The sequence below is a fragment of the Bacteroides sp. RTP21281st1_H5_RTP21281_210402 genome, assembly GCF_040918965.1.
GTDB classification, from domain to species: domain Bacteria; phylum Bacteroidota; class Bacteroidia; order Bacteroidales; family Bacteroidaceae; genus Bacteroides; species Bacteroides congonensis.
Genome location: NZ_JBCOWR010000015.1, coordinates 1 through 22,044, shown reverse-complemented (window position 1 = coordinate 22,044; position 22,044 = coordinate 1). Strand labels below are relative to the sequence as shown.

18 protein-coding genes and 1 tRNA gene are annotated in these 22,044 nt (G+C 41.8%); 2 read left to right on the top strand and 17 right to left on the bottom strand.

Annotated features, from left to right (window positions below):
* The 6 genes from AB5443_RS19470 to AB5443_RS19445 form a co-directional block, all read right to left on the bottom strand.
* Window positions 1-2,829: a SusC/RagA family TonB-linked outer membrane protein gene (locus tag AB5443_RS19470; protein WP_368114186.1), complete on the bottom strand. Its 2,829-nt coding sequence runs from the start codon at window positions 2,827-2,829 to the stop codon at window positions 1-3.
* Between the two features lie 29 nt (window positions 2,830-2,858).
* Entirely contained in the window at window positions 2,859-4,616 is a 1,758-nt protein-coding gene (locus AB5443_RS19465) for a RagB/SusD family nutrient uptake outer membrane protein (RefSeq protein WP_368114185.1), read from the bottom strand.
* 5 nt (window positions 4,617-4,621) lie between these two features.
* Window positions 4,622-8,047 (bottom strand): TonB-dependent receptor, encoded by a 3,426-nt coding sequence (locus AB5443_RS19460; RefSeq protein ID WP_368114184.1) that lies wholly within the window; start codon window positions 8,045-8,047, stop codon window positions 4,622-4,624.
* Between the two features lie 148 nt (window positions 8,048-8,195).
* Window positions 8,196-9,368 carry a FecR family protein gene (locus tag AB5443_RS19455; protein WP_368114183.1) on the bottom strand — a complete coding sequence of 391 codons (1,173 nt, stop codon included), beginning with the start codon at window positions 9,366-9,368 and terminating at the stop codon, window positions 8,196-8,198.
* Between the two features lie 62 nt (window positions 9,369-9,430).
* On the bottom strand, window positions 9,431-9,976 hold the full coding sequence (locus AB5443_RS19450) for an RNA polymerase sigma factor (RefSeq protein WP_195408615.1): 546 nt from the start codon (window positions 9,974-9,976) through the stop codon (window positions 9,431-9,433).
* A 70-nt stretch (window positions 9,977-10,046) separates the two neighbouring features.
* The gene (locus AB5443_RS19445) at window positions 10,047-10,277 is read right to left on the bottom strand and encodes a hypothetical protein (RefSeq protein ID WP_195408616.1); all 231 of its coding nucleotides are present in this window, start codon (window positions 10,275-10,277) and stop codon (window positions 10,047-10,049) included.
* A 523-nt stretch (window positions 10,278-10,800) separates the two neighbouring features.
* On the opposite strand from AB5443_RS19445, the gene AB5443_RS19440 reads away from it, so the two are divergent.
* A tRNA-Pro gene (locus tag AB5443_RS19440) sits at window positions 10,801-10,876 on the top strand.
* A 105-nt stretch (window positions 10,877-10,981) separates the two neighbouring features.
* The gene (locus AB5443_RS19435) at window positions 10,982-12,619 is read left to right on the top strand and encodes an alpha-galactosidase (protein WP_368114182.1); all 1,638 of its coding nucleotides are present in this window, start codon (window positions 10,982-10,984) and stop codon (window positions 12,617-12,619) included.
* An 83-nt stretch (window positions 12,620-12,702) separates the two neighbouring features.
* Here AB5443_RS19435 and AB5443_RS19430 read toward each other — a convergent pair whose 3' ends face one another.
* From AB5443_RS19430 to AB5443_RS19380, 11 genes are all read right to left on the bottom strand, one after another.
* Window positions 12,703-13,503, bottom strand: a complete 801-nt coding sequence (locus AB5443_RS19430; RefSeq protein WP_022138086.1) for a hypothetical protein — start codon at window positions 13,501-13,503, stop codon at window positions 12,703-12,705.
* Window positions 13,504-13,515: 12 nt separating this feature from the next.
* Complete coding sequence (locus AB5443_RS19425; RefSeq protein ID WP_022138087.1) at window positions 13,516-13,884, bottom strand: GntR family transcriptional regulator; 369 nt, start codon at window positions 13,882-13,884, stop codon at window positions 13,516-13,518.
* A gap of 10 nt (window positions 13,885-13,894) precedes the next feature.
* Window positions 13,895-14,722 carry a hypothetical protein gene (locus tag AB5443_RS19420; protein WP_022138088.1) on the bottom strand — a complete coding sequence of 276 codons (828 nt, stop codon included), beginning with the start codon at window positions 14,720-14,722 and terminating at the stop codon, window positions 13,895-13,897.
* A 6-nt stretch (window positions 14,723-14,728) separates the two neighbouring features.
* Window positions 14,729-15,574 carry an ATP-binding cassette domain-containing protein gene (locus AB5443_RS19415; protein WP_044653980.1) on the bottom strand — a complete coding sequence of 282 codons (846 nt, stop codon included), beginning with the start codon at window positions 15,572-15,574 and terminating at the stop codon, window positions 14,729-14,731.
* 173 nt (window positions 15,575-15,747) lie between these two features.
* Complete coding sequence (locus AB5443_RS19410; protein ID WP_368114181.1) at window positions 15,748-17,214, bottom strand: tetratricopeptide repeat protein; 1,467 nt, start codon at window positions 17,212-17,214, stop codon at window positions 15,748-15,750.
* Window positions 17,215-17,235: 21 nt separating this feature from the next.
* The gene (locus tag AB5443_RS19405; protein WP_044653978.1) at window positions 17,236-18,183 is read right to left on the bottom strand and encodes a PstS family phosphate ABC transporter substrate-binding protein; all 948 of its coding nucleotides are present in this window, start codon (window positions 18,181-18,183) and stop codon (window positions 17,236-17,238) included.
* 3 nt (window positions 18,184-18,186) lie between these two features.
* Window positions 18,187-19,002: an energy transducer TonB gene (locus AB5443_RS19400; RefSeq protein ID WP_022137168.1), complete on the bottom strand. Its 816-nt coding sequence runs from the start codon at window positions 19,000-19,002 to the stop codon at window positions 18,187-18,189.
* Window positions 19,003-19,028: 26 nt separating this feature from the next.
* Window positions 19,029-19,682, bottom strand: a complete 654-nt coding sequence (locus AB5443_RS19395) for a biopolymer transporter ExbD (protein WP_022137169.1) — start codon at window positions 19,680-19,682, stop codon at window positions 19,029-19,031.
* Between the two features lie 15 nt (window positions 19,683-19,697).
* Complete coding sequence (locus AB5443_RS19390; protein ID WP_022137170.1) at window positions 19,698-20,303, bottom strand: biopolymer transporter ExbD; 606 nt, start codon at window positions 20,301-20,303, stop codon at window positions 19,698-19,700.
* Window positions 20,304-20,332: 29 nt separating this feature from the next.
* A complete protein-coding gene (locus AB5443_RS19385) occupies window positions 20,333-21,136 on the bottom strand; it encodes a MotA/TolQ/ExbB proton channel family protein (RefSeq protein ID WP_022137171.1) in 804 nt (267 codons plus the stop codon).
* A gap of 162 nt (window positions 21,137-21,298) precedes the next feature.
* Window positions 21,299-21,739 (bottom strand): hypothetical protein, encoded by a 441-nt coding sequence (locus AB5443_RS19380; protein WP_022137172.1) that lies wholly within the window; start codon window positions 21,737-21,739, stop codon window positions 21,299-21,301.
* Window positions 21,740-22,044: the final 305 nt, after the last annotated feature.

Genomic DNA, 22,044 nt, shown 5'->3' with positions numbered 1-22,044 from the left:
TTAAAAATCAATTTTTATTCCCAGGTTGTAGGAACGTGTCAACGGATATGTAATCAAAGAACTGCTTTCCGGTTCGGCCAATCCGTCAAGATGACTCACGGTGAAAAGATTGCTCGCATTAGCATACACATACAATCTGGACAATTTTATCGCTCTTGCTATTGACTGGGGGAAGGTATATCCAATCCGGATATTCTTCATTCTGAAGTAGTTTCCGTTTCTTTTCCAATATGTAGATATCCGGTAATTGTTTTCAAATGTCCGGGTAGACAAACGGGGATAAGAAGCATTGGGATTCTCCGGTGTCCAGCTGTCGAGAGCCAGTTTTGAAGCAGAGCCATTGTCGGTAAAGGAATAAGCCAACGGCCCGCTCAAATAGATGTCTCTATTGGCAACGCCATGAAATAAAGCCTCAACGTCTATCCCTTTCCATTCAAAGCCTATTTTCAAAGCATAATTCCACTCCGGAATATTAGAATATCCCACAGGATAGGAGTCATTGGAATCGACTACTCCATCACCATTTTTATCGATATATTTTATATCACCGGGGTTTACTTCTCCAAACTGCGGTACCGGTAAATGTGACTTCAGACTTCCATTCGAATCGAAATCACTCTCCTGATACAGTCCGTCAGCAACAAGTACAAAAGGAGTATTCACGGAACGTCCTTTACGATATTGATAATCGTAGAGTTTCACTTCTTCCGCCATATCGACAATTTCATTCTTTGCATACCACGCCGATGTTTCAACGTAATAGTTGAAGTTGTTTTTAAGACTGCTTTCGTACCTGATCGTACCCTCGAAACCTTGATTCTTTACTTTACCTACATTCATATAAGGCAATATGTCGCCATAAGAGGCTCCAACAAATCCGGGAATAGTGGAATACGGCTGTGACAGGATATCATATCTTTCTTTATGGAAATAATCGAATTCTACCGACAGCCCTTTCAGTAAAACTGCATCCAATCCGATATTGAATACACGTTCCTTCTCCCAACTAATATCGGGATTAGCAATCATATCTGCCCGAAACCCGCCTGTTGATGACGACCCTGTACCTAAAAAATAGGAGCCGTTACTGCTATAAGTCTGGTCGAACAGATAACGTCCATTCTCATTCTGATTGTTTCCAACCAGTCCGATAGATGCTCTTAGTTTCAAATATTCAACCCAGTTGATATTTTTCATGAAGTTTTCTTTCGACAGTATCCATCCGGCGGAGAAAGCGGGAAAGAATCCATATCTTTTTCCAGGAGCATAATCATCACAACCTGTATATGAAGCTGCAAATTCTCCTATGTATTTTTGATTATAAGAGTAAGTTACCCGCCCTGCATAATTCAAGTATTTAATCTCATCACGACTTCCATATTTCTGATATAAATCAGACAGGAAAAAGATACTGGCAGTGAGTTGATGTTGCTTGAAAACGCGATCATAATCCAACTGTGCCTTAATGTTCAGACGGCTCCAGTCTGTACGGAACCCTTCATCAGATTCCAAAGGAGAATCAGCGCCGTAGGGTGTATATAGCACCTCTCCCCCTGCTCCTTTGGAAAGGGAATAACGGGCATAATTCTGATTCTTTATAGATGAATCCGCCATATAGTTGTTGTAGGCAATACCGGCACTGACACTTAATCCCTTTGTCAGTTTCTCCAGGTCGTATTTAGGCATAAAAATCAGTTGGAAAGTCCGGCTGTTTTCTTTATAAAGCCCTCTGCTGACGATATTACCGACCGGGTTGGTAAAAGCGGCATTTCCTCCATACGATCCGTCGGGGTTGTACACCGGAAATGCATTCGGAGCTGTTCTCCATATCGCTCCCAAAAGTCCGTTGGCAGAACTGCTGCCTCCGGGAATAGATCGATTACCTACACTCCCGCTAAAATTGAGTCCGGTAGACAGGTGTTTGCTTATCTGGATATTCAAATTAGACCTGAAATTAAAGCTCGCATAATAGGCATTCGAGTTTTCCCGGCGTTTTTTATCGGTGTCTTTGTAGAAACCGATGTTCTGCAAAAGATTCATCATTACATAGTATTGCACCACATCTCCTCCTCCTTTAAAACTTAAATCAGCCATACTCAAAGGAGCTGTATTATTCAAAATGGCCTTTTTCCAGTTTACATTGGGGTAAAAGTAAGGATCGGTGTTGTTCTGATAGGCATTCAATTCCTCTGGAGTGTATAAACGAGGCAATCCGTCATTCACACGCGCCTGATTGTATAAGGTGGCATAATCATACGCATTGATAGGATCGGGAACGCCCAACGGTTGTTGTATTCCCGTTTGTAAACGGATACTGACTTGCGGAGCGGAAACGCATCCTTTCTTGGTTGTCACCAATAAAACACCATTTGCACCACGCATACCATATAAAGCCAGAGCCGAAGCGTCTTTCAATAATGTTACAGACTCGATTTCCGCAGTGGACAGACTTTCAATCGGGGCTTCGAAACCGTCGACATATACCAGCATTTTTTGTCCGCTTGCATAGGAAGTACGTCCCCGGAGGTAGAGATTCGCGATAGAGAAATCATAGCCGGGCTCTCCGCTTTGTTGCAACAATGTTAGTCCGGGAAGCTGTCCTTGCAGACTATTTCCCAAGCTTGCGGAAGTAGTTTTCATCAAATCTTCCCCACGTATGGAAGAAATGGCACTTGTTCGCCTCCATTCCGGTTGTTGCCCATAGGCGACTTCTACAAGTGCAGAGTCGGCTATGTGTTGAGCAAACAAAACGGGAGCATAAAAAGTGAAAATAGTAGTCAAAAGTATAGCATAACGCTTCCCTTTGTATATACTGTTTATTATTGTCATACCTTTTATTTTTAGTTGATTGAACATATTTACCATCCCGGATTCTGAAGCATATACCCTTTATCTATTTCGGTCTGCTTGATAGGATGTAAATAAGAACGGTCACTCCATAATCTGTTTTCAAAGACATAAGGTTTGTAATGTACTTTATCCGGTGCTCCTGTAACAGCGGAGAGCTGCAATCCATACATAGCACCTTTCATTACACCTTCATCATCGGCTATCAGCCAACGTCTTATATCCCAAAAACGATGATCTTCATAAGCCAGTTCCACGGCTCGTTCCCTTCGCAGTTTCTCCCTGAATTGCTCTTTATTCAAAGTGGAAGGAAACCCCGGCATTCCGGAGCGTTCACGAACTTTCAGGACTGCATCGAATGCTTCTTTCGGGGGAGTTTCATAATATTCATTCAAAGCTTCCGCATAATTCAGATAGAGTTCGGCTACCCGGAAAACAATCCAGTCCATGTTAGTGGAGTTGCGCGGAGCCGTTGCTCTTAGTACGCGAGGTACCCATTTGCGAACCAGGTGTTTCGTTTTATCATAGGCTACATTGTGAGCTCCACCAGGCAGAAAATTAAGAATTCCAATTTCTGTATTCCAGTTAGCTCCATGCGCTGCAATGGTTTGCGCAAAACGAGGATCCAGTTCATCGTACTTTTCAAGCAGATCATCGCCACCATCCATATTCCATGTTTGTTGGTTCCCATCTTTTTTCTCATAGAAACGCACAAAATTAAAGGTTGCAAAAAGCCCGCCATCGCTCCAACTACTTCCTGCCCATGCCGGTATATTGCTCGTTATGGGATGACTGCTTGTTGTGAAATTCCGGTATTTCTTGTTGGCCAGAATTATTTCTTTGTTATCGGGAGCAGTCCACACATGTTCGTAATTTGTTTCAGGTATTCCCTCATCGTACAAGTCGTAATAACCTGAAGACTCTACAGCAGTAATAGCCGCCTTGGCTGCTTTGGCAGCCTCATTCCAGCGTTCTTTACTATAGTTTCCATATCCTATCAGGTCATTATTTTCGCTAAAAGGAAGATACGGATCATCGGTATTGAACAAGGGACTCGCCGCATACAGGAGTACTCTGGATTTAAGGGCTAAGGCGGCTATCCTGTTTGCCCGTCCCACTAATATCGAATTCGTATAATAATCCGGTAATATGGAAGCAGCTCGGTCACAATCGATAAGAATAGAATCTACACAATCGGAAAAAGTGTTCCGGGGTAGTTTACCATCTTCCGACGGATTTATCCTACGGTGTATTATAGGCAGTCCACCATATCTATATACTCCTTCCCAAAAGACCAAAGCTCGCATAAAATAGGCTTCGCCTTTGGAACGTTTCTTAAAATCAATGTCTCCTGGATCATCGGGCACTTCATCAATACGTTCAAGCACGATATTGCATTTTCGCAATGTCTGCCAACGGGTGTTGTGACGGGGGTCTTCATCCCAGTCTATGCTGCTGTTGTTATGATTGTCCACGTTCCACGAAGCATTGCCTTTCCCCCAGTTTGCACCTTGTTCAGCTTCATCACACGCACCTGCCAAGGTTGAGGTTGCACACAGTTTACGGTCAATCCCGCTACTTCCCATCGAGAATCCCAACGGCATACCCTCTGCATAAATGCCCGTTATGTATTGTTCTGTCAAAGTCCTGTCGGCAAAGACACCGTCTTCATCTAAATCGACAGAGGGCGGAGCTTCCAGATAGTCACTACACGAAAACATCAATACAGACGACAGAAGTATTGCACATATATATGTTATTCTTTTCATGATTATCAAAAATTTATATTAAGACCAATATTATATACTTTCTGCAACGGATATGTATTGATTTCAACATTTCCACTTCTCGAAGGTGCTTCCGGGTCCAGATCTACCACATCTGTCCACGTGAATAAATTGGAACCGTTGAAATATAATCTTACACTATTCAGATTAAGCCGTTTGACAAAACCTCCAGTAAATGTATATCCTACTTCGAGGTTTTTCAATCGCAAATAACTGGCATCCCGTATCCAAAGAGTAGAAGGACGATAGTTGTGATCGGTTTCTCCGTTGGGATTCAGAGACAAACGGGGAAAGGTGATCTTTTCTCCTGCCTCATACCGTTCCTGTGTCCAACGTTCTTTTATCAGAGATTTCGCACTCTCTTCTCCTTTCGCGAAAGGCCACATCGACCGTCCGAAATATTTAATGGATACATTGTCGGCTCCCTGAAATAAGATGGAGAAATCAAATCCTTTATATTGCACTCCGAATGAGAAACCGTAAATAATCTCCGGTACGGGGGTGTATCCTATCGGAACCATGTCGTAATCATCAATCACCCCATCCTGGTTGACGTCCACATACTTGACATCTCCCGGTTGCAACTGATTCCCGCTCCATGAACTTTTAGGACGGTCTAATGCATTGATTTCTTCCCACGAGTTATAGTATCCGTCAAAGATCAGTCCGAAAAACTGATTCTTTCTTCTTCCGGTAGTCATCTGATAATCATATCTCTTCTGCACTTCATCCATGTAGATGATTTCATTCCTCGCAAATGAATAATTGAAGCGTGCCCAATAATGGAAATCTTGTATATGATGTCTAAAATTAAGGTCCATTTCCCAACCGCGATTTTCCATTTCTCCAAAATTATATGCAGGAAGATTAGCACCTATAATCATGGGGGATGTTGATCTGTTGGCTAATATGTTATTTCGTTTTTCTTTGAATATATCAAATGAAGCAGTCAGACAATTATTGAACAGATTAATATCTACACCGACATTCATCTTTTTCGCCTTTTCCCAAGTCAAATCAGGATTACCGATTTTATTTTCAACAATCATCAGTGAAGTATACGGATTGGAAGCCAAACCGAAATTATACTTGTTCACACCCGAATCGCTCGCTGCTCCATAAGAAGACGGCAGATACAAAAATCGATCACCACCTATCTGATCGTTTCCTACCTCTCCGTAGGACCCTCTCACCTTTAGATATTTAACGATATTGTTTTTCGGAAAAAACTTTTCTTCACTGATGACCCAACCTAATGAAACAGCAGGAAAAAATCCGAACCGTTTGCCTTTGGCAAAATTCTCGGTTCCGTTGTATCCCATATTGAATTCTGCTAAATAACGGGAGGCATATTCATAGGTCAATCGTCCTACCAATCCCTGATAAGCATTAGGTACATAATATTGAAGGGAGGGGGAATAGTATTTACTCTGATTATACAGAATAAGTGCTGTCGTTTTATGAAGCCCGAAAGTTCTATTATAATCAATTCCAAACTCCATATATACTTTCCGGTTCTTATCCCATCCGGTACTTACAGACCAGATACTCTCTTCTGATTGGGGGATCAGATAGATGTAATCCAGATCTTCCGCATCACGGCGCGCAAGATAATAAGGAAAGGTTTTCGAATATTTCTTACGGCTGTAATAATAGCTATCATACGCGATACTCCCGTGTACGGACAAACCTTTGGTCAGCAAAGATGATAAATCATAATTCAGACGTAATGTTGTATTGATGTTATTTCTATTATCTTTCTGATAACCGTTGCTTAATAAGGTTTGCCAGGGATTGACGCTTCCCAATCCATCCTGTATGCGGACAATTTTATTGTCCACCAATCCCGGAGAGCTCAAGGGATTGGCAAAAGAAATAGCTTGCCAGATTCCACTGTTACCGGAGCCCGGAGTAATCACTCTGCCTATCTGAGCGGCCATTTGAACAGTTGCCGAAAAGTCCCGCGTTATCTGAAAATCGAAATTAGTTCTGAAGTTATAACGGGTGTTACGGGGATTTACATCATGATCCGAATCTATCTTGGTATGTTTATAGATACCGGTCTGATCGAAATAACTTCCCGATATAAAGTATTTCACACGTTCTGTACCACCCGAAAGGTTGATGTTATGTTGAGTGCGGGTAGAAAACTTTCTAAGAAAATCGTCTATCCAGTTAGTGTTCGGATGCAAAATCGGATCAAAGCCATTTCTGTACAATTCAATATCTTTATCCGTGAATTTCGGTTGGTAGGTAGAACCCGAAACCCGGGAGTCATTTTCTAAAGCTTCATTGTATAAAGTTGCATAATCCGCACTATTCAGATAACTGGGAAGCTGGGTAGATTGCTGCAAAGCAAAATTACCCGAATAGCTCAACCGGGGACGTCCTCTTTCCCCTTTACGGGTAGTAATTAATACTACGCCGTTAGCTCCCTTTACTCCATAGATCGCTGTTGCCGAAGCATCTTTAAGTATATTCAATGATTCAACTTCATTCGGATCTATGCCGTCAAAATTAGTTCGTTCGATGCCATCGATCATTATTAAAGGAGCCGTGTTGTCTGTAAATGTACTGACACCTCTGATTAACAAACTGGAAGCGTCTTCGCCGGGAGCACCACTTCTTTGAAAAGCAATCAATCCCGGCATTCGTCCTACCAGCATGTTACTAATATTGGATTGTTGTGTCTGTACCAGTTCTTTCCTCGAAATAGAAGCAATAGATGCTGTCACACTTTCTTTCTTCTGCTTTCCGTAGCCGACAACAACGACTTCCTCCAGACTTTGCTCGGCTTCTTTTATTTCAATAGAAAGCACTTTATTGTCTTTTACAGGTACTGTCGTCGTGACATAACCGATATAACTGATTTCCAAAACTGCATTCGGATTTACAGATAAGGCAAAGTGCCCGTTCATATCGGAAATTATGCCGTTAAATGTACCGACTTCCTTGATATTGGCACCGATAATCGGTTCTCCTTTTGTATCGGTAATACTACCGGTTATTCTCCGAGGCTCCTGTGGCTGTGAAGAAAGATTCTTTTTCACTGCCGTTTTTCTCTTTACAACAATCTGTTTTCCATTTATTTCATATACCAGATTTGTCTTTTCAAACAAGGCTGACAATTTTTCTGTGATTGTCTTCTTCCTGGATAGATCTACACTGACAACTTGATTTAAACTAGGCCGGATGTCTTTCGAATAGATGAAAACGTAGCCTGTTTCTTTCTCTATATCTTTAAAATATTCCAGTAGAGTCCCTTTCTTTATATCATAGAGTTCGCTCGTTCCATTTCCATTAGCGAGAGTTACATTCGCTATAAATAGAAAAATAACAAAAAATTTCACAAACAGATATGATTTACAAAGAAAATATGCCCTATTTGCATGATTGTAATAGGAATTTTCCATATTTTTGCGTATCAATTTTTAGGTTTTTCATAAGTAATTGAAAAATTTAAATCTCACGGGTTCGGAAGAGTTGCCTCTCTTCCGAACTTCTTTTTTACAAAGGCTTCATTTCTGTGATTTATTCATAGGCATTAAATTTTTAGGGTTATTACTCGATTTTTATACTTCCCGCTTCAATTGTACACTGGACATCGTACAGCAACGAGAAGGTTTTCATGACTTGTTCTATATCATCAAATAAGATAAGTTTTCCCATTGTACACTTTTGCGCAACTTCCGGCGTACATGTGATAGATATATTATAGTAGCGACTTAGCCGTTGGATAATATCTTTCATTGTCTCACCCCGGAACTGAAGTACGCCATCTTTCCATGAAATATAATCGTAAGCATTTACTTCATCAATGCCGGATATCCCATCACTCAACTTAAAACGCTGATTAGGCAAAAGGCCAAAATCTTCATTGGAGTTTGCTTTTACATTTACTTTTCCTTCTACCAACACCACTGATTGCAATGCATCATCAGCATAGGCAGACACATTAAACTTTGTTCCCAATACATTAACTGTCAGTTGGGGTGTCTCTACATAAAAAGGCCGGGAAGTATCTTTGGCAACTTCTATATAAATCTCTCCTTCTACTTTTATCCTGCGTTCGCCCGGACCAAAAGAGGAAGGGAAACGTAATTTACTTCCGGAATTAATCCATACTTTCGATCCGTCTGCCAATACAATGGATGAATGGCTACCATAAGGAACTATCAGTGTATTTTGTTTTCCGGGTTGAGCCGCTCCCTCTTTGATTATCTCCGTTTCCTTACCATCGGATTGAATAGTAATATTGCTATCATAAGTAATGACGGCATTATTCTCTATCTGAATCGCTTCCGCATCATCTCTTATCAGCATTACTTTCTGATATAGAGTATCTGCTTTCACATTGACAAGCAGATCATCAGCAGTTCCGGACGTCTGAAAAGAATGGATCAACCAGAAAGAAACAATACCTAATATTAGTACACAGGCAGCAGCATAACGGGTAAATAAGATAAAACGATGTCTCTTATCACGACGCTCCATGCTTGTCTCTATACGTGCCCACAATCTTTCTGATTCTTCGGGTAACCGCTGAACCGGATTCAGCCGGGCAGATAACATGATTTTGCGGGCCTCCTGTAGGGATGCCTGATCTTCGGGATGCTCTTTTTGATAATTACCCCACCATTCTTCCGATTCCTGGGTAGAAGCCAGACACCACAATATGAAGTCTTCATTTTGTAGCCATTGTTTTGTCGATTCGGGGATTCGATCTGAATGCATACTCGTTCTTTTTATGGTTTCACTTTAAAAACACGCAAAGAACCAAAATACCCCCACGAAAATTAAAGAAAATAACCGAAAAGGAAAAAATAAATAATTTGAGGCTGAATTTTACGCATTTGTTCGATAGCCCGATACACTAATTTTTGCGCTGCTTTAGGTTGTATTCCCATTAATTTCCCGATTTCTTCATAGCTAAGTCCTTGGGTATAACGAAGGTATACAGCCTCCCGTTGTCGGTCTGTAAGGCTATCCAACATTTTTTTCAACTGTTTTTGTATAGCAGCTCTTTCTTTTTCTTCATTTATGAGTTCAAAGCCGTTCACTTCAATAAGGAAACTATAGTTGTCAGAACCTTCTTCCAGGAATTCGGTATTCATTTCTTTTTTCTTAATGGTCCGAATTCGGTTTTTTAAGCAGTTCAACAGATAGAACTTCATATTCTGACTTTCCAAAAGTTTATGCTCACGCTCATATAAATACAAAAAGACATCCTGAATGGCATCTTCCAAAAGTTCTTTACTAATACCAAAAGCAATGCCGTATGAAAACAAATCGTTCTCATATGTCTCATATAACCATTTATATAAGGATTGCTTATTCTTCATACCATCTTCACAAAAAGTTAGAATCCTATCTTCTAAAGAATATTGAAATAATAATTATCGCCAACCTGTCTCATCCCATCCGCCAACATAACACATTATAAAATTTATCTTCCACAGACTGTATCCCATCTGTCATTTTCACCCAATAGCCCTCTGTGACAAAGCTACGAAGAAAATTGTCATCTGCTATATAAACTAAGCACTGAACGTAATAAGATTCTCTTTCATCATCGCCACTATGACAAGCGACTACCAGCATAGCTAAACACACAAACAAGGAGAATATTTTTATCTTTTTCATTAGATTTCAAGTTTATTACGAGACAAAGATAAGAAATATGAGAAACAAAGCTCTATCTCTTAATAAGATTAACAATTTAACTATTGCTTATGACTCTTCCGATTTCGATGCGATAAATCATATCTTACCAATATTACATCATGACATTTTTCCTTGTAGTAGAACGGACATGACAGGTTACGGCAGGATACTATATAAAAAGAAGGATATTATAAAACTACTGGATGAAAACAGACTGAAAGTTTTTTAAAAGCCGACAGTATAGAAATTCCATTATAAATAAATACATTAGAAAGTTTTCTGTAATTTTATCCCAATAGTATTTGGAGGAATCGAACCTTTTCCATATCTTTGCACCGTCAAAAAAATGACAGCGATAAAGATTGAAATAATTGAGATTAGGAATATGGCTAATTCAATGGTTTTGATTTTAACGATATAAGATTTAGTGCTGTTTATTAGGGACTTAGAAATAAAAAACTTTAAATGTTCGATTCCTGGTGGCACCACTTCTTCAAGCAATCGGAATGTAGCGCAGTTGGTAGCGCACTACGTTCGGGACGTAGGGGTCGGGCGTTCGAGTCGCCTCATTCCGACCAAACAAAGGGTAGCTTTCTGTAATTCAGCAAGTTACCCTTTCTCTTTTTCAAGTATCCGGGACGAAATCGGGACGACAATACAAGAGAACACTAACCTATTATATCATGAAGAACAAATTCTACCTTCTCTCAGTAGCAGCCGCTACCCTGTTGTGCGCCAGTTGCACAAAGACTCAAACTACCCTTTCGGACAAGGAGCAAACGTTCAATCCCCCCATCATGGGATGGAGTTCATGGAATGTATTCCGGGTTGACATCAGCGAAGATATTATTAAACATCAAGCCGACCTTATGGTGAAGAAAGGTCTGAAAGATGCAGGGTATCAGTATATTAATGTAGATGACGGCTTCTTTGGGAAAAGAGATGATAACGGTGTCATGCACACACATAAGACACGTTTTCCGAATGGTATGAAACCGGTGGCAGACCACATCCACGGCCTGGGCATGAAAGCTGGTATCTATACGGATGCAGGTAACAACACCTGCGGTTCCATTTGGGATAATGACGCGGCAGGAGTAGGCGCAGGCATCTATGGTCACGAACCGCAGGATGCCCAGTTATACTTTGGCGACTGGGGATTCGACTTTATCAAAATAGATTATTGCGGCGGAGACGTGCTGGGACTGAATGAAAAAGAACGCTACACTTCTATCCGCAACAGCATAGACAAAGTGAAAAAAGATGTTTCTGTGAATATCTGCCGATGGGCTTTTCCCGGCACTTGGGCGAAAGACGTAGCTACTTCCTGGCGTATCAGCGGAGATATCAACGCACATTGGGGTTCACTGAAATATGTAGTCGGAAAAAATCTCTACCTGTCCGCCTATGCCGGCAACGGACATTACAATGATATGGATATGATGGTAATCGGATTCCGTGATGACAGCAAAGTAGGCGGAAAAGGACTTACCCCGACTGAGGAAGAAGCCCATTTCGGTTTGTGGTGTATCATGAGCTCTCCTTTGCTTATCGGCTGTAACTTGGAAAACCTGCCGGAATCTTCTCTCGAATTGCTGACAAACAAAGAGTTAATCGCACTCAATCAGGATCCACTAGGATTGCAGGCTTATGTAGCGCAGCATGAAAACGATGGGTATGTACTGGTGAAAGACATCGAGCAGAAGCGCGGTAATGTACGTGCAGTGGCATTATACAATCCTTCTGATACGGTATGCACTTTTTCCGTTCCATTCTCTTCTTTGGAATTTGACGGAAATGTGAAAGTACGTGACTTGGTAAAGCATGATGATCTCGGTAGCTTCTCCGGCAACTTTGAACAAACTCTGCCCGCCCGTAGCGCCATGTTCCTCCGCATGGAAGGCGAAACACGCCTGGAACCGACTCTATATGAAGCAGAATGGGCATACTTACCTCTCTTCAACGACTTGGGTAAGAATCCTAAAGGTATTATTTATGCTAACGACAAGGAAGCATCCGGCAAAATGAAAGTGGGATTCCTCGGCGGACAACCGGAAAACTATGCTGAATGGAGCGAAGTGTACAGTGGAGACGGCGGACGCTACAACATGACTGTTTACTATTCATTCGGTAAAGGACGTCAGTTGGAAGTAGATGTCAATGGCATTATTACCAAAATTGATTCATTGGGAGAGGATAATAAACACAATCAAATCTCCATCCCTGTTGAACTGAAAGCCGGATATAATACCATTCGTATGGGTAACAGCTATAACTGGGCACCTGATATTGACTGCTTTACACTGACTAAAGCACTGTAAAATAATAACTACCATATAAAAAGGAGCAAAATGAAATAAATTCATAATTGCTCCTTTTCTGTTTTAGCTATGTCTAGTTTCTATTACGGATTCACTATAATTTCCGCTTTCTCCTGAAGGTACAACTGCAACTGGGCATCTTTCCCCGTCGGAGTCCACATAACACGCTTGCATTCTCCTACCTGTAAAGCGTTACGATGTGTTCCGCTACCTCTAAGATACTCCGTATCTATGTCACAGTTTTCAATTCCCCAGTCCCATGCACTATTCAAGTTCAGATAGAAATTTTCCATTTTACTATCCTTTGCCGTAAACCTCAATTCTTCTCCATCTATACTAAAAGAACGGAATTGGCAAGAATCAAGCAATACTTTCTGATAAATGGCATGCACAAACAAAGAATCCATTTTCACCTCCTTCAAATTCAGCCTTAAACCTTGCGTATTGATAAAAAGGCTATTTAACGAATCTACAGACATTTGGACATCTATTCCGGTCGCATACATATAATCCTTATTACGGAATTTCTTCGGAATATTACGGTTATTAAAATCAAATTCCATCAATAACGTGTCATTCATCCGGTTAACTTTCAGATATTCATTCTTCGGATAGACAATCTTTCTTTCCCCTGCCGCAGAAGGACTTGACATCTTCACATCTCCATTCATGTAAATCCTCCTTTCTTTACTATCTTCGGACTGGCTGACAAACATCTTCACCACATGTATACCATCCATATTCATTTCAACCAGCTCTCCTCCTACGAAAAGACCATTCTCAGGATATGGTTTTTCGGATGTAGAAATGAAAATAATAGATGCAATAATGACAATCAATCCGGAGACAATAAGCCCTATTAATATATAAGTAGTACGTTTCATAATATTTCGTTTTTATTTCTGCTTTTTTATAAACTCACGATACATTGGTTCTATCTCTTTCATCGGAATATCAAGCGTATAAAGCTGACGAAAAAAGTACTCCAACTCTTCTTTCAAAAAAGTTTCTTTGCGAAGAGAATGAATCAACTCCTTTGCTCCCGAAGCTACAAAATACCCTATACCACGTTTATTATAAATAATATTCTGTACCTGGAGATAATCAAAAGAACGCATCACCGTATTGGCATTCACCTCTACAATAGCAGCATATTCTCTGACCGAAGGTACACGTTCTTCTTCCGGATACTGCCCCAGCAATATCTCATCACAGATTCTATCTGCAATTTGTAAATAAATGGCTTTACTTTCTTTAAAATTCATAAGCTAAGGATTACATTCGGTTAATAATTTCTGATTCCTTAAAACGGAAGTAGGCAAGGATCCAGTTAAACAAGGTAAAGAATATGCTGACAGCAATTAATAATCCCCACATAGCTTCATCGGACATCGCAATATCATCCCAAAAAGAATAATACACACCACTCTTCAACAACATCTTACCCATAAAAGCACCGACTCCAAAATATCCCAGTACAATAACCGTTACCGATGCAAATGTTTTCAGAAATGAGTTTTTAGACCATATAGTACTACCCAGAATAAATAAAGATTGAACGAAGAAATATCCTGCCATCAACGCCCCAAATTCCCATCCGGTTCTACACAATGCATAATAGCTTTTTTTGCCGACCAAATGAGATAAATCAACAGGAGAAATAAACCACTTTTCAGGATAGGCCAACGAGTAAACCATCACCCGCGTATAATCCGCCAACTTATAAGTAATCAGGAAAACCACCAGAAATACCACCGTAAATACAAACCAACGTGAGAAAAATTTCTCGAAAGGAGTTGCCGGGGTCATTAACGTAGAAATACGATTGGTTTTTGTTTTCATCTTCTCCATAGTAAACGAAGCGCTTAGACAGCCGAAGATCCACAAGCCCCATATAAAAGCAACCAGAAGAAATGACCACGTCGGGTCTTCCGTACTTTTATATCCATGCCTGTATTCAAAATATCCGTTCCAAACCATCGCCACCGTCATCACTCCATAAAGCAACACGATACGAAGCACATTCGATCTCCAACTCTCCACCATCTCTTTGCGGCAAAGATTCATAAAACGGGGCAAACTGAAAAAAGTATCTTTTATCATCGTCTTTTATTTTTGAGCGTGAAACAATCGGGCTATCTCTTCGGGAGCGGCCAACGTAGCATTAAACAGAAGTTCCAGGTTAATCTCCGACTCTTCCTTTTCCACATTGGGAAGTATCAGATGGTTACCTTGAATCGTAGGAATCGCAAAAAGAGCAGTCTTTGCCAACTCGCGGTCGTCACTCTCCACAAAGTAAAGTTTCTCACAGATTTCACTTGTCGATTCATCGAGCAACACACGGCTCTCATCCATAATCAACACATGATCGAGCACCTTATCTATATCACGAACCTGATGCGTAGAAATCACAATCGTCTTTCCATCCGACATGCCCGACGCGATAAACTTGCGGAACTGGCTCTTTCCGGGAATATCCAACCCATTGGTCGGCTCGTCCATCAAGAGCAGCGAAGTATTCGTCGCAAGCGCGAAACTCATGAACACCTTCTTCTTCTGTCCCATAGACAACGCCCCGAGATCAATATCAATATCCATCTCGAAACAATGAAGGTACTTAATCATATCCTCCTTACTAAAACGGGGATAGAAGGGACTGTTCAGCTCCACATAGCTGACCAAGGATACCGAAGGCAATTCAAATTCCTCCGGAACCAGAAACATATCCTGCAAAGTTACCGGCAACCGGCGACGCACATCCGTGTCGTGGAACATCACCCTGCCACTTTTAGGCATCAACAGCCCGGACATCAGATAAAGAAGAGTAGACTTTCCGGCTCCATTCTTTCCCAGCAGCCCATATACCCTGCCCGACTCGAATGAAAGAGAAAAGTCGCGGAGCACCGCCCGCTTCGATTTACGATAAGTAAATGAAAGATTTTCTACTGCAATCATAGTACTTTTGTTTAATGAATTAGTCAATTCTAGTGTATTAGTATAATAGTACACTGCAAAAGTAGGCAATCTTTTGAATAAAGCAATAGAAAAGCAGAAAAAAATGCAAAAAAAAGGAGAAGCTAAGATCACTCTCCACTTCTCCTGTCACGACAAACAACTAAAATTATTCACTATTTGATGCCATCCAATGCCCTTTTAGCAGTAGCATTAGTGGGGTCTATAGCCAGAATTTTGCTCCAGTAATCCCTGGATGTATCTTTGTTCGCCTTCGCTTCGGCTTTCAGTGCCGGGTTTTCGATGGCTAGCAAATAATAGTATCCAAGATAACTGTAACATTCAATCAAAGCAGCATTGTAATGAGGGTCGTTTTTACTTTCCAATAAAGTAGCCACTTCCTCATAGAAAGGCTTCGCCAGTCCCAGGGTTGTTTCGGGGTCGAGTGCCGAATTGGCACGTGCCCGCCAGAAATTACCCAAGTAGCTGTCCGGTGCCGCTACTGCGATGGCCTGGAAAACAGAATCGGCAGATGCCAGAGCCTGTTTGCGCTCATCGACAGTGATTGTTAACGAATCAGGTTGCGTACCCGCTCCATAATAAAGTCTGCCAAACTGGAATTGTAAATCCGGAGTCTGTTTTTCTTTATCAAGAGAGGAATAATATTTATGGTAAGCACCGATCGCTTTCTTATAATCATTCTTCTGCTCGTAAGCAGCAGAGATGTTCTTGTAAAGCTCCGTCTTCGTCGGATCCATTTCAACCGCCTTTTCATACTGCACTACTGCATCGTCATACTTCTTCAAGTCTTCCAGCAGATGCCCGTAATACATATAGTCCAAATACGAATAATCGGCTTTGTCACATTCATTAAAGAAAATATCCGCAGCCTTTATCGCTTCGTCAAAACGCTTCAGATCTGTATAATTATACATCGCCAACCGGTTGAACGCAGCGTGACGGGGATTCTTCCGCAAACCCATGTTAGCCACTTCGAGCGATTTGGCAAAGTCATGATTCAGGAACAAGGCAAACGCATACTTCACTAAATCTTCTTCAGTGGCCGTCGGGCCCATTGCAAAGCGCGAATAAGCATCCGCCGCTTTACTAAAATCATTCTTTAAATAATAAATCTCGGCAAGTTTTTTGTCTACGGCTGTGTTGGACGGTTCCAGGGCTTTCAATTGTTCCAGTTTTTCAATGGCAAGACTCGCGCTTGCCGACTTATAAATATCCGCATACTTCAGATAAGCCTCCGCACATTTCGGATCAAAATAAATCGCTTCCTCATACTTTTGAGAAGCAAGTCCCGCATTTTTCTGTTTCACGGCAATATCCCCCTCCAGTACAGAAGCCATAGGCGATTTACCGTCCGCTTTTCGCGCAAGGGCAGCATACTCCTGCGCTTCGGTGAGTTTGCCGGCATCCAGATAGGCTTCTCCGACAGCCACCAGAAGTTCCACATTCTTCTTATTCTTTCCTTTTATCAGATATTCAGCTTCTTCGGCAGCCTGTGCCGGATTCGTCTGAATAGTTTCCTTCAATTTCGCGACACCTGCCTGCCATTCGGCATCAGATGATTGTGCGCAGAGCGACCCAACTGCTATAAACGCTCCAGCTAAAAACATTTGTACTCGTTTCATGATAGTCTCTAATTTTAGTTATTATTCGTCTTTCACATGGACAATACGCACCGGCTGTGTAGCCGGAACAAGTCCGGATTTTAATATGATCCGCTGCCCCTTGTCGGATGTCATAAAAGAAGTGAATCCCCAGGGCAGCCCGTTGCGGGGATCATTCAGAATTGCATAAATCGGACGTGCCAACGGATAGTTGCCGTAGTACAGATAAGCCTGATAAGGTTTATAACTATTTTCGGGAGTCGCCACATCTCCGGCACTCACCGCCATCACTCTGATTTCTTCCTTGAAAGAAAGGTTCGTGGTATCACTGCGGTTGCCCAGCCAGTTCACCCCGATCACCCCTATCGCCGCGGGATTCTTCGCTACAAAATCTATCACCTGCTGATTGGTCTTCAAGGCACTCACATTCTCCGTAGCCAGCGGTTTCCCGCCACATACAGAATCCATTGCAAAGCGTACGGTGCTCGAATTCTTATTGTCGAATACCACCTGAATATCCTTCAGCCCGGAGTTGGAGTTCACCTGTTTCCAAGTCTTCGCTTCTCCCGTCAGGATACGGCGGAAATCGCGTACACTCAACAAAGAATCCGGATTCGCACGGTTCACAATCAATGCCAGGGCATCGGTCGCCAACTTAATCTCACGAGGATAGAACTTACGACTGTGAAACGAATTCATCTCTTCTTCAGTCAGCGTCCGGGTAGCGACAGCCAACCGGACACTGTCTTTCAGAAGTAAATTAATCGCTTCCACTTCCGTCGTGTAGCGAGGGACAATCCCGGCCAGAGGATACAGGCTCTCGAATACATCAATCTCTTCCTGTATGATAGGCTCGAAACTCGCATCCGCCGCAATAGCTATCACGCCGGACGAATACGTATCCGTCTGTCCCTCTTTCGATTTAGAGCGGCAAGCACTTAATGCCAGCAGCAAAACGATTCCTATCAGCCAAAATTGTCTTTTCATCATCTTTTATTGTAATCTGAACATTACCGGGACGGTGAACTTCACACGCACCGCTTTACCATTCTGCTTACCCGGAATCCACTTCGGCATACTCTTTACCACGCGTACCGCTTCCTTATCCAGATAAGGGTCTACGCCACGGGCGACGTGTACATCCGAAATAGAACCGTCGCGCTCTACCACAAACTGAATAATGACACGCCCTTGCGTTCCATTCTCCTGAGCGATAGTCGGATATTTGATATTCTTACCCAGATAAGACATCAATTCCTGTTGTCCACCCGGGAAAGCAGGCATCTGCTCTACCATGTCGAACACCTTTTCCGGCTCCGGCGCAGCCTGAGTCACCACTTGCTTCAAGTCCGCGATATCCTTACCGTTGGCTTCGTCATTCCCTTTCACGTCGGCAATGGAGATAGCCACCTTCGTAGAAGTCAGTTCTTCCTGACTCTTGATCTCATTATCCTCGTGCACCTCCTCATCCTTCTTGATGACAGGAGCCGTAAACTTGATAGAACTCTTCAATGCAGGCGGGGGAGGCGCAACAGGTTCCACCCGTTTCATCTCTTCCTGCTTGATTTCCGGTTCTGCCAGTTTCGACAGGGTCGTGACCTCCGTCATTACTTCCTTCTGTTTCGGGGTTGCCAACTTCACCAACGTAGGAATTGTAAAACCTATCAATGCGATGACCAATACAGCCAACATAGCCCAATTGTGCCGTTTCGTTGAATCGGCGCGCATCTTATAAGCGCCATACGCCTGATTCTTGCCTTCAAAAATCAGTTGACACCATTCCGAAGAAGTCAAATCTATTTTTGCCATTTTACTTTTCTTTTTTAGGTGTTACATCATTTATCGGCCAAATTCTGCGACAACGCTCCCTTCGCATCAAAATTCTTAATCAAGAATTCGTCCGCTTCGGCAATGTCCGTAATCACATACTTACCTATATTGCATATCTGCATTTCGTCCAGCGCGTCAATCAGATTCATATAAGAAGCATCATCCGTCGCCTTGATAATCACGGTCGGCGTATCTTTTCCGCTCTTAATTTCGGAAACCTGTTTCCGGTATTCCTCCTCTGATATCTTGAGGTCAAGCTTCTGCTGCTTCAAAGCTCTCACTTTGTTCACGGCAGCCGCGTTCTTCTGAAGAAGTATGGAACGTATTCCGTCCGGGGTGTAACTCGTCTCTTTCAACGAAGTGTAATCCTTATAGTTCGGTTCCCCTTCGTAATAATAGAGCTTGTTATCCGCTCCCAGCAGCAATGTAATTGCCTGCGAAGCCTTCACCATACTCTTCTGTTGTTCAGTAATATTCTTGTCGTTGCTCGGCATGCTTATCTCCATCGTCTGAGGTTTGCTCAGGGTGGTACAAAGCATGAAGAAAGTAATCAGCAACATATTCATATCCACCATCGGGGTGAAGTCCACCCTTACGGCAAATTTCTTCTGTTTGCCCTTTCCATTTTTTCCGCCGCTCTCTTGTACTTCAGCACTCATTCTGTTTCCTCCTTTTTATTCTTCAGATGTCGCTTTGAGAGAAGTAATCAGATTATACCGATTCTCCCGCAAATCCTGAAGTGAGTTCATAACGTTCTTTATCACTGAGTATGGAGTTGAAGCATCTGCCTTGATAGCGATACGCAAGTCAGCATTGGCGATACGTGCGTTGCGCACCCATGACTTGAACTGATTGTCGGTACTATCGCAAGGAATCCCTTCGTTTTTGAGAATCTTGTCCCGCTGTTCTTCAGGAAGATCCAGGAATTTCTGCATACTTCTGATAGGCACTCCGAAAGTAGAAGCCAATGTAAACCGCTTCTCCTGTTCGGGAGTAAACTTGACGCCATACTCTTCTCCCATGCTCTCCAAAACAGCCTGCATATCCTGCTGCTTGTCGAGGCTCATAAATATCTTCCCGTTCGGGTCTACCAGAATCTGGAGCACGTTTGTCTCCGGGATTTTGATTTCCGATACGGAAGCCGGAGTGTTCACCTGCACCGGTTCTTTCTTCACAAATGTTGAAGTCAACATAAAGAAGGTCAGAAGCAACACAGTAACGTCACTCATAGCAGTCATATCTATGAACGTACTTTTCTTTTTAATTTGCGCTCTACCCATGATTAATAGATTTTAAAGGGTTCGCAGAATTAATGAGTAGCAGCAAAAGTTTGCACGATAGAGAATCCGACTTCGTCGAGCCCGTAAGTCAGCTTATCAATTTTGTTAGTGTAGTAGTTGTAAGAGATAACAGCCAATGCACCCGTCAAGATACCGAAAGCAGTGTTAATCAAAGCCTCGGAAATACCTTGCGACAAGGCCATGGAGTCAGCACCACCACCGGCAGACAGAGCGGCAAACGAACGGATCATACCGATTACAGTACCGAGCAATCCCATCAATGTACCCAATGTGGTGATGGTGGCGATAATCGGAAGATTCTGTTGCATCATCGGCATTTCCAGTGCGGTAGCTTCTTCCAGTTCTTTTTGGATGGCCAGCAGTTTCTGTTCCTTGGACAAAGCAGTGTTCTTTTCCATCTCGTCGTATTTGCGAAGAGTAGAAGTAACAACATTAGCCACAGAACCTTGTTGCTTGTCACAGATTTCCTGTGCTTTCTTAATATCGCCGGCAGCCAGGGCAGCTTTGATATTAGCAACGAATTTAGCTAAAGAACCTTTTCCGAAAGCAGAGCGGAGAGCAAAATAGCGTTCGATACTCAATGCGAGTACGGTTAACAACAGTGTCTGAATGACAGGCACAATAATACCACCTTTGTAAATAGTACCCAAAAAGTTGCCGGGCAACGGATGGTTGTTAGGATCATTGTTCATAAAGTTGGACGGATTTCCCAACAGGAAATGGTAAATACACACTGCCAGAATAAAACAGCAGATAATCACGATACCGGCATTCTTTATACCTACAACTTGAGTTTTTTTAGTAGTTTCCATAATAAGTTTTTTGTTAAGATATTAATTTTAGTTATTTAGAAAATTTCAAATGATTAGATAATACACTGCGCTACAGACCCCGCGACTTTTTAAGCATAAAAAAGGCGCACAGTTCATACAGAGTATAAAAAGTAAATTAATACGGGAAAAAAGATTGGAATTTTAAATAAGGATACGTCTTAGAGCGAATACATAGTAATCGCTACAGATAATGGAGTAATGTGGATCCTTATCCGAGTAGTAAGATTTACTTTGATCTAATACAAGTGAGTTTTCTCTTAACAAGAAGAACTTATGTATAGTGTCTTTTAAAGAATCATTTATTTCGATGATCCTGCGTAGACGGTAGTTATTGGCATTTGATTCAGTTACCGGCTTAAAGCCCAATTCTACGTCCGAAATAGACAAAGCCTGAGAGTTATCATAACCCACAGAATGACTATTGACAGAAGAGCGTTGATTGGTACCGGAAGATGATTCGGAGATTTGACAAGAAGAAGCACATTCTGAAATACAGGAAGATGGATTCCCGGCATTTCCACTTATGCTAAAGGATAGCATCAGCAGAAGAAAAGCTAATATGAATTTCGGGGAAGCTTTCATTGTATTTCAGTTGTTTATTATTGTCCTTTTGACATTCGACGACAAATGTAGCAATTAAATGCACAGGTTTGCCGTTGTTCACGTCATTTATACTTTTAAATTTAACTCTACTATTAAAACAAGTCCAAAAGGATTTTGTTCTTTAAGAAAGTAATTTTATGTCTTAAAAAAGATTTAATACTTGAATAGGAAGGAAATACGAATTGCATAAATAGTTATTATACGCACGAGATGTATAAAAACAGAAAGCCCCTTGATTCTTTCGTTGAATCAAGGGGCTTCTTAAAAACGGCGGCTACCTACTC

Excerpts from the sequence above, each read along its gene's own strand:
- AB5443_RS19420 (WP_022138088.1), bottom strand. The coding sequence starts at position 14,722 with ATGATAAAAGATACTTTTTTCAGTTTGCCCCGTTTTATGAATCTTTGC.
- AB5443_RS19415 (WP_044653980.1), bottom strand. The coding sequence starts at position 15,574 with ATGATTGCAGTAGAAAATCTTTCATTTACTTATCGTAAATCGAAGCGG.
- AB5443_RS19425 (WP_022138087.1), bottom strand. The coding sequence starts at position 13,884 with ATGAATTTTAAAGAAAGTAAAGCCATTTATTTACAAATTGCAGATAGA.
- AB5443_RS19385 (WP_022137171.1), bottom strand. The coding sequence starts at position 21,136 with ATGGAAACTACTAAAAAAACTCAAGTTGTAGGTATAAAGAATGCCGGT.
- AB5443_RS19390 (WP_022137170.1), bottom strand. The coding sequence starts at position 20,303 with ATGGGTAGAGCGCAAATTAAAAAGAAAAGTACGTTCATAGATATGACT.
- AB5443_RS19410 (WP_368114181.1), bottom strand. The coding sequence starts at position 17,214 with ATGAAACGAGTACAAATGTTTTTAGCTGGAGCGTTTATAGCAGTTGGG.
- AB5443_RS19450 (WP_195408615.1), bottom strand. The coding sequence starts at position 9,976 with ATGAAGAATAAGCAATCCTTATATAAATGGTTATATGAGACATATGAG.
- AB5443_RS19405 (WP_044653978.1), bottom strand. The coding sequence starts at position 18,183 with ATGATGAAAAGACAATTTTGGCTGATAGGAATCGTTTTGCTGCTGGCA.
- AB5443_RS19435 (WP_368114182.1), top strand. The coding sequence starts at position 10,982 with ATGAAGAACAAATTCTACCTTCTCTCAGTAGCAGCCGCTACCCTGTTG.
- AB5443_RS19395 (WP_022137169.1), bottom strand. The coding sequence starts at position 19,682 with ATGAGTGCTGAAGTACAAGAGAGCGGCGGAAAAAATGGAAAGGGCAAA.
- AB5443_RS19465 (WP_368114185.1), bottom strand. The coding sequence starts at position 4,616 with ATGAAAAGAATAACATATATATGTGCAATACTTCTGTCGTCTGTATTG.
- AB5443_RS19400 (WP_022137168.1), bottom strand. The coding sequence starts at position 19,002 with ATGGCAAAAATAGATTTGACTTCTTCGGAATGGTGTCAACTGATTTTT.
- AB5443_RS19460 (WP_368114184.1), bottom strand. The coding sequence starts at position 8,047 with ATGGAAAATTCCTATTACAATCATGCAAATAGGGCATATTTTCTTTGT.
- AB5443_RS19455 (WP_368114183.1), bottom strand. The coding sequence starts at position 9,368 with ATGCATTCAGATCGAATCCCCGAATCGACAAAACAATGGCTACAAAAT.
- AB5443_RS19430 (WP_022138086.1), bottom strand. The coding sequence starts at position 13,503 with ATGAAACGTACTACTTATATATTAATAGGGCTTATTGTCTCCGGATTG.
- AB5443_RS19470 (WP_368114186.1), bottom strand. The coding sequence starts at position 2,829 with ATGACAATAATAAACAGTATATACAAAGGGAAGCGTTATGCTATACTT.
- AB5443_RS19380 (WP_022137172.1), bottom strand. The coding sequence starts at position 21,739 with ATGAAAGCTTCCCCGAAATTCATATTAGCTTTTCTTCTGCTGATGCTA.
- AB5443_RS19445 (WP_195408616.1), bottom strand. The coding sequence starts at position 10,277 with ATGAAAAAGATAAAAATATTCTCCTTGTTTGTGTGTTTAGCTATGCTG.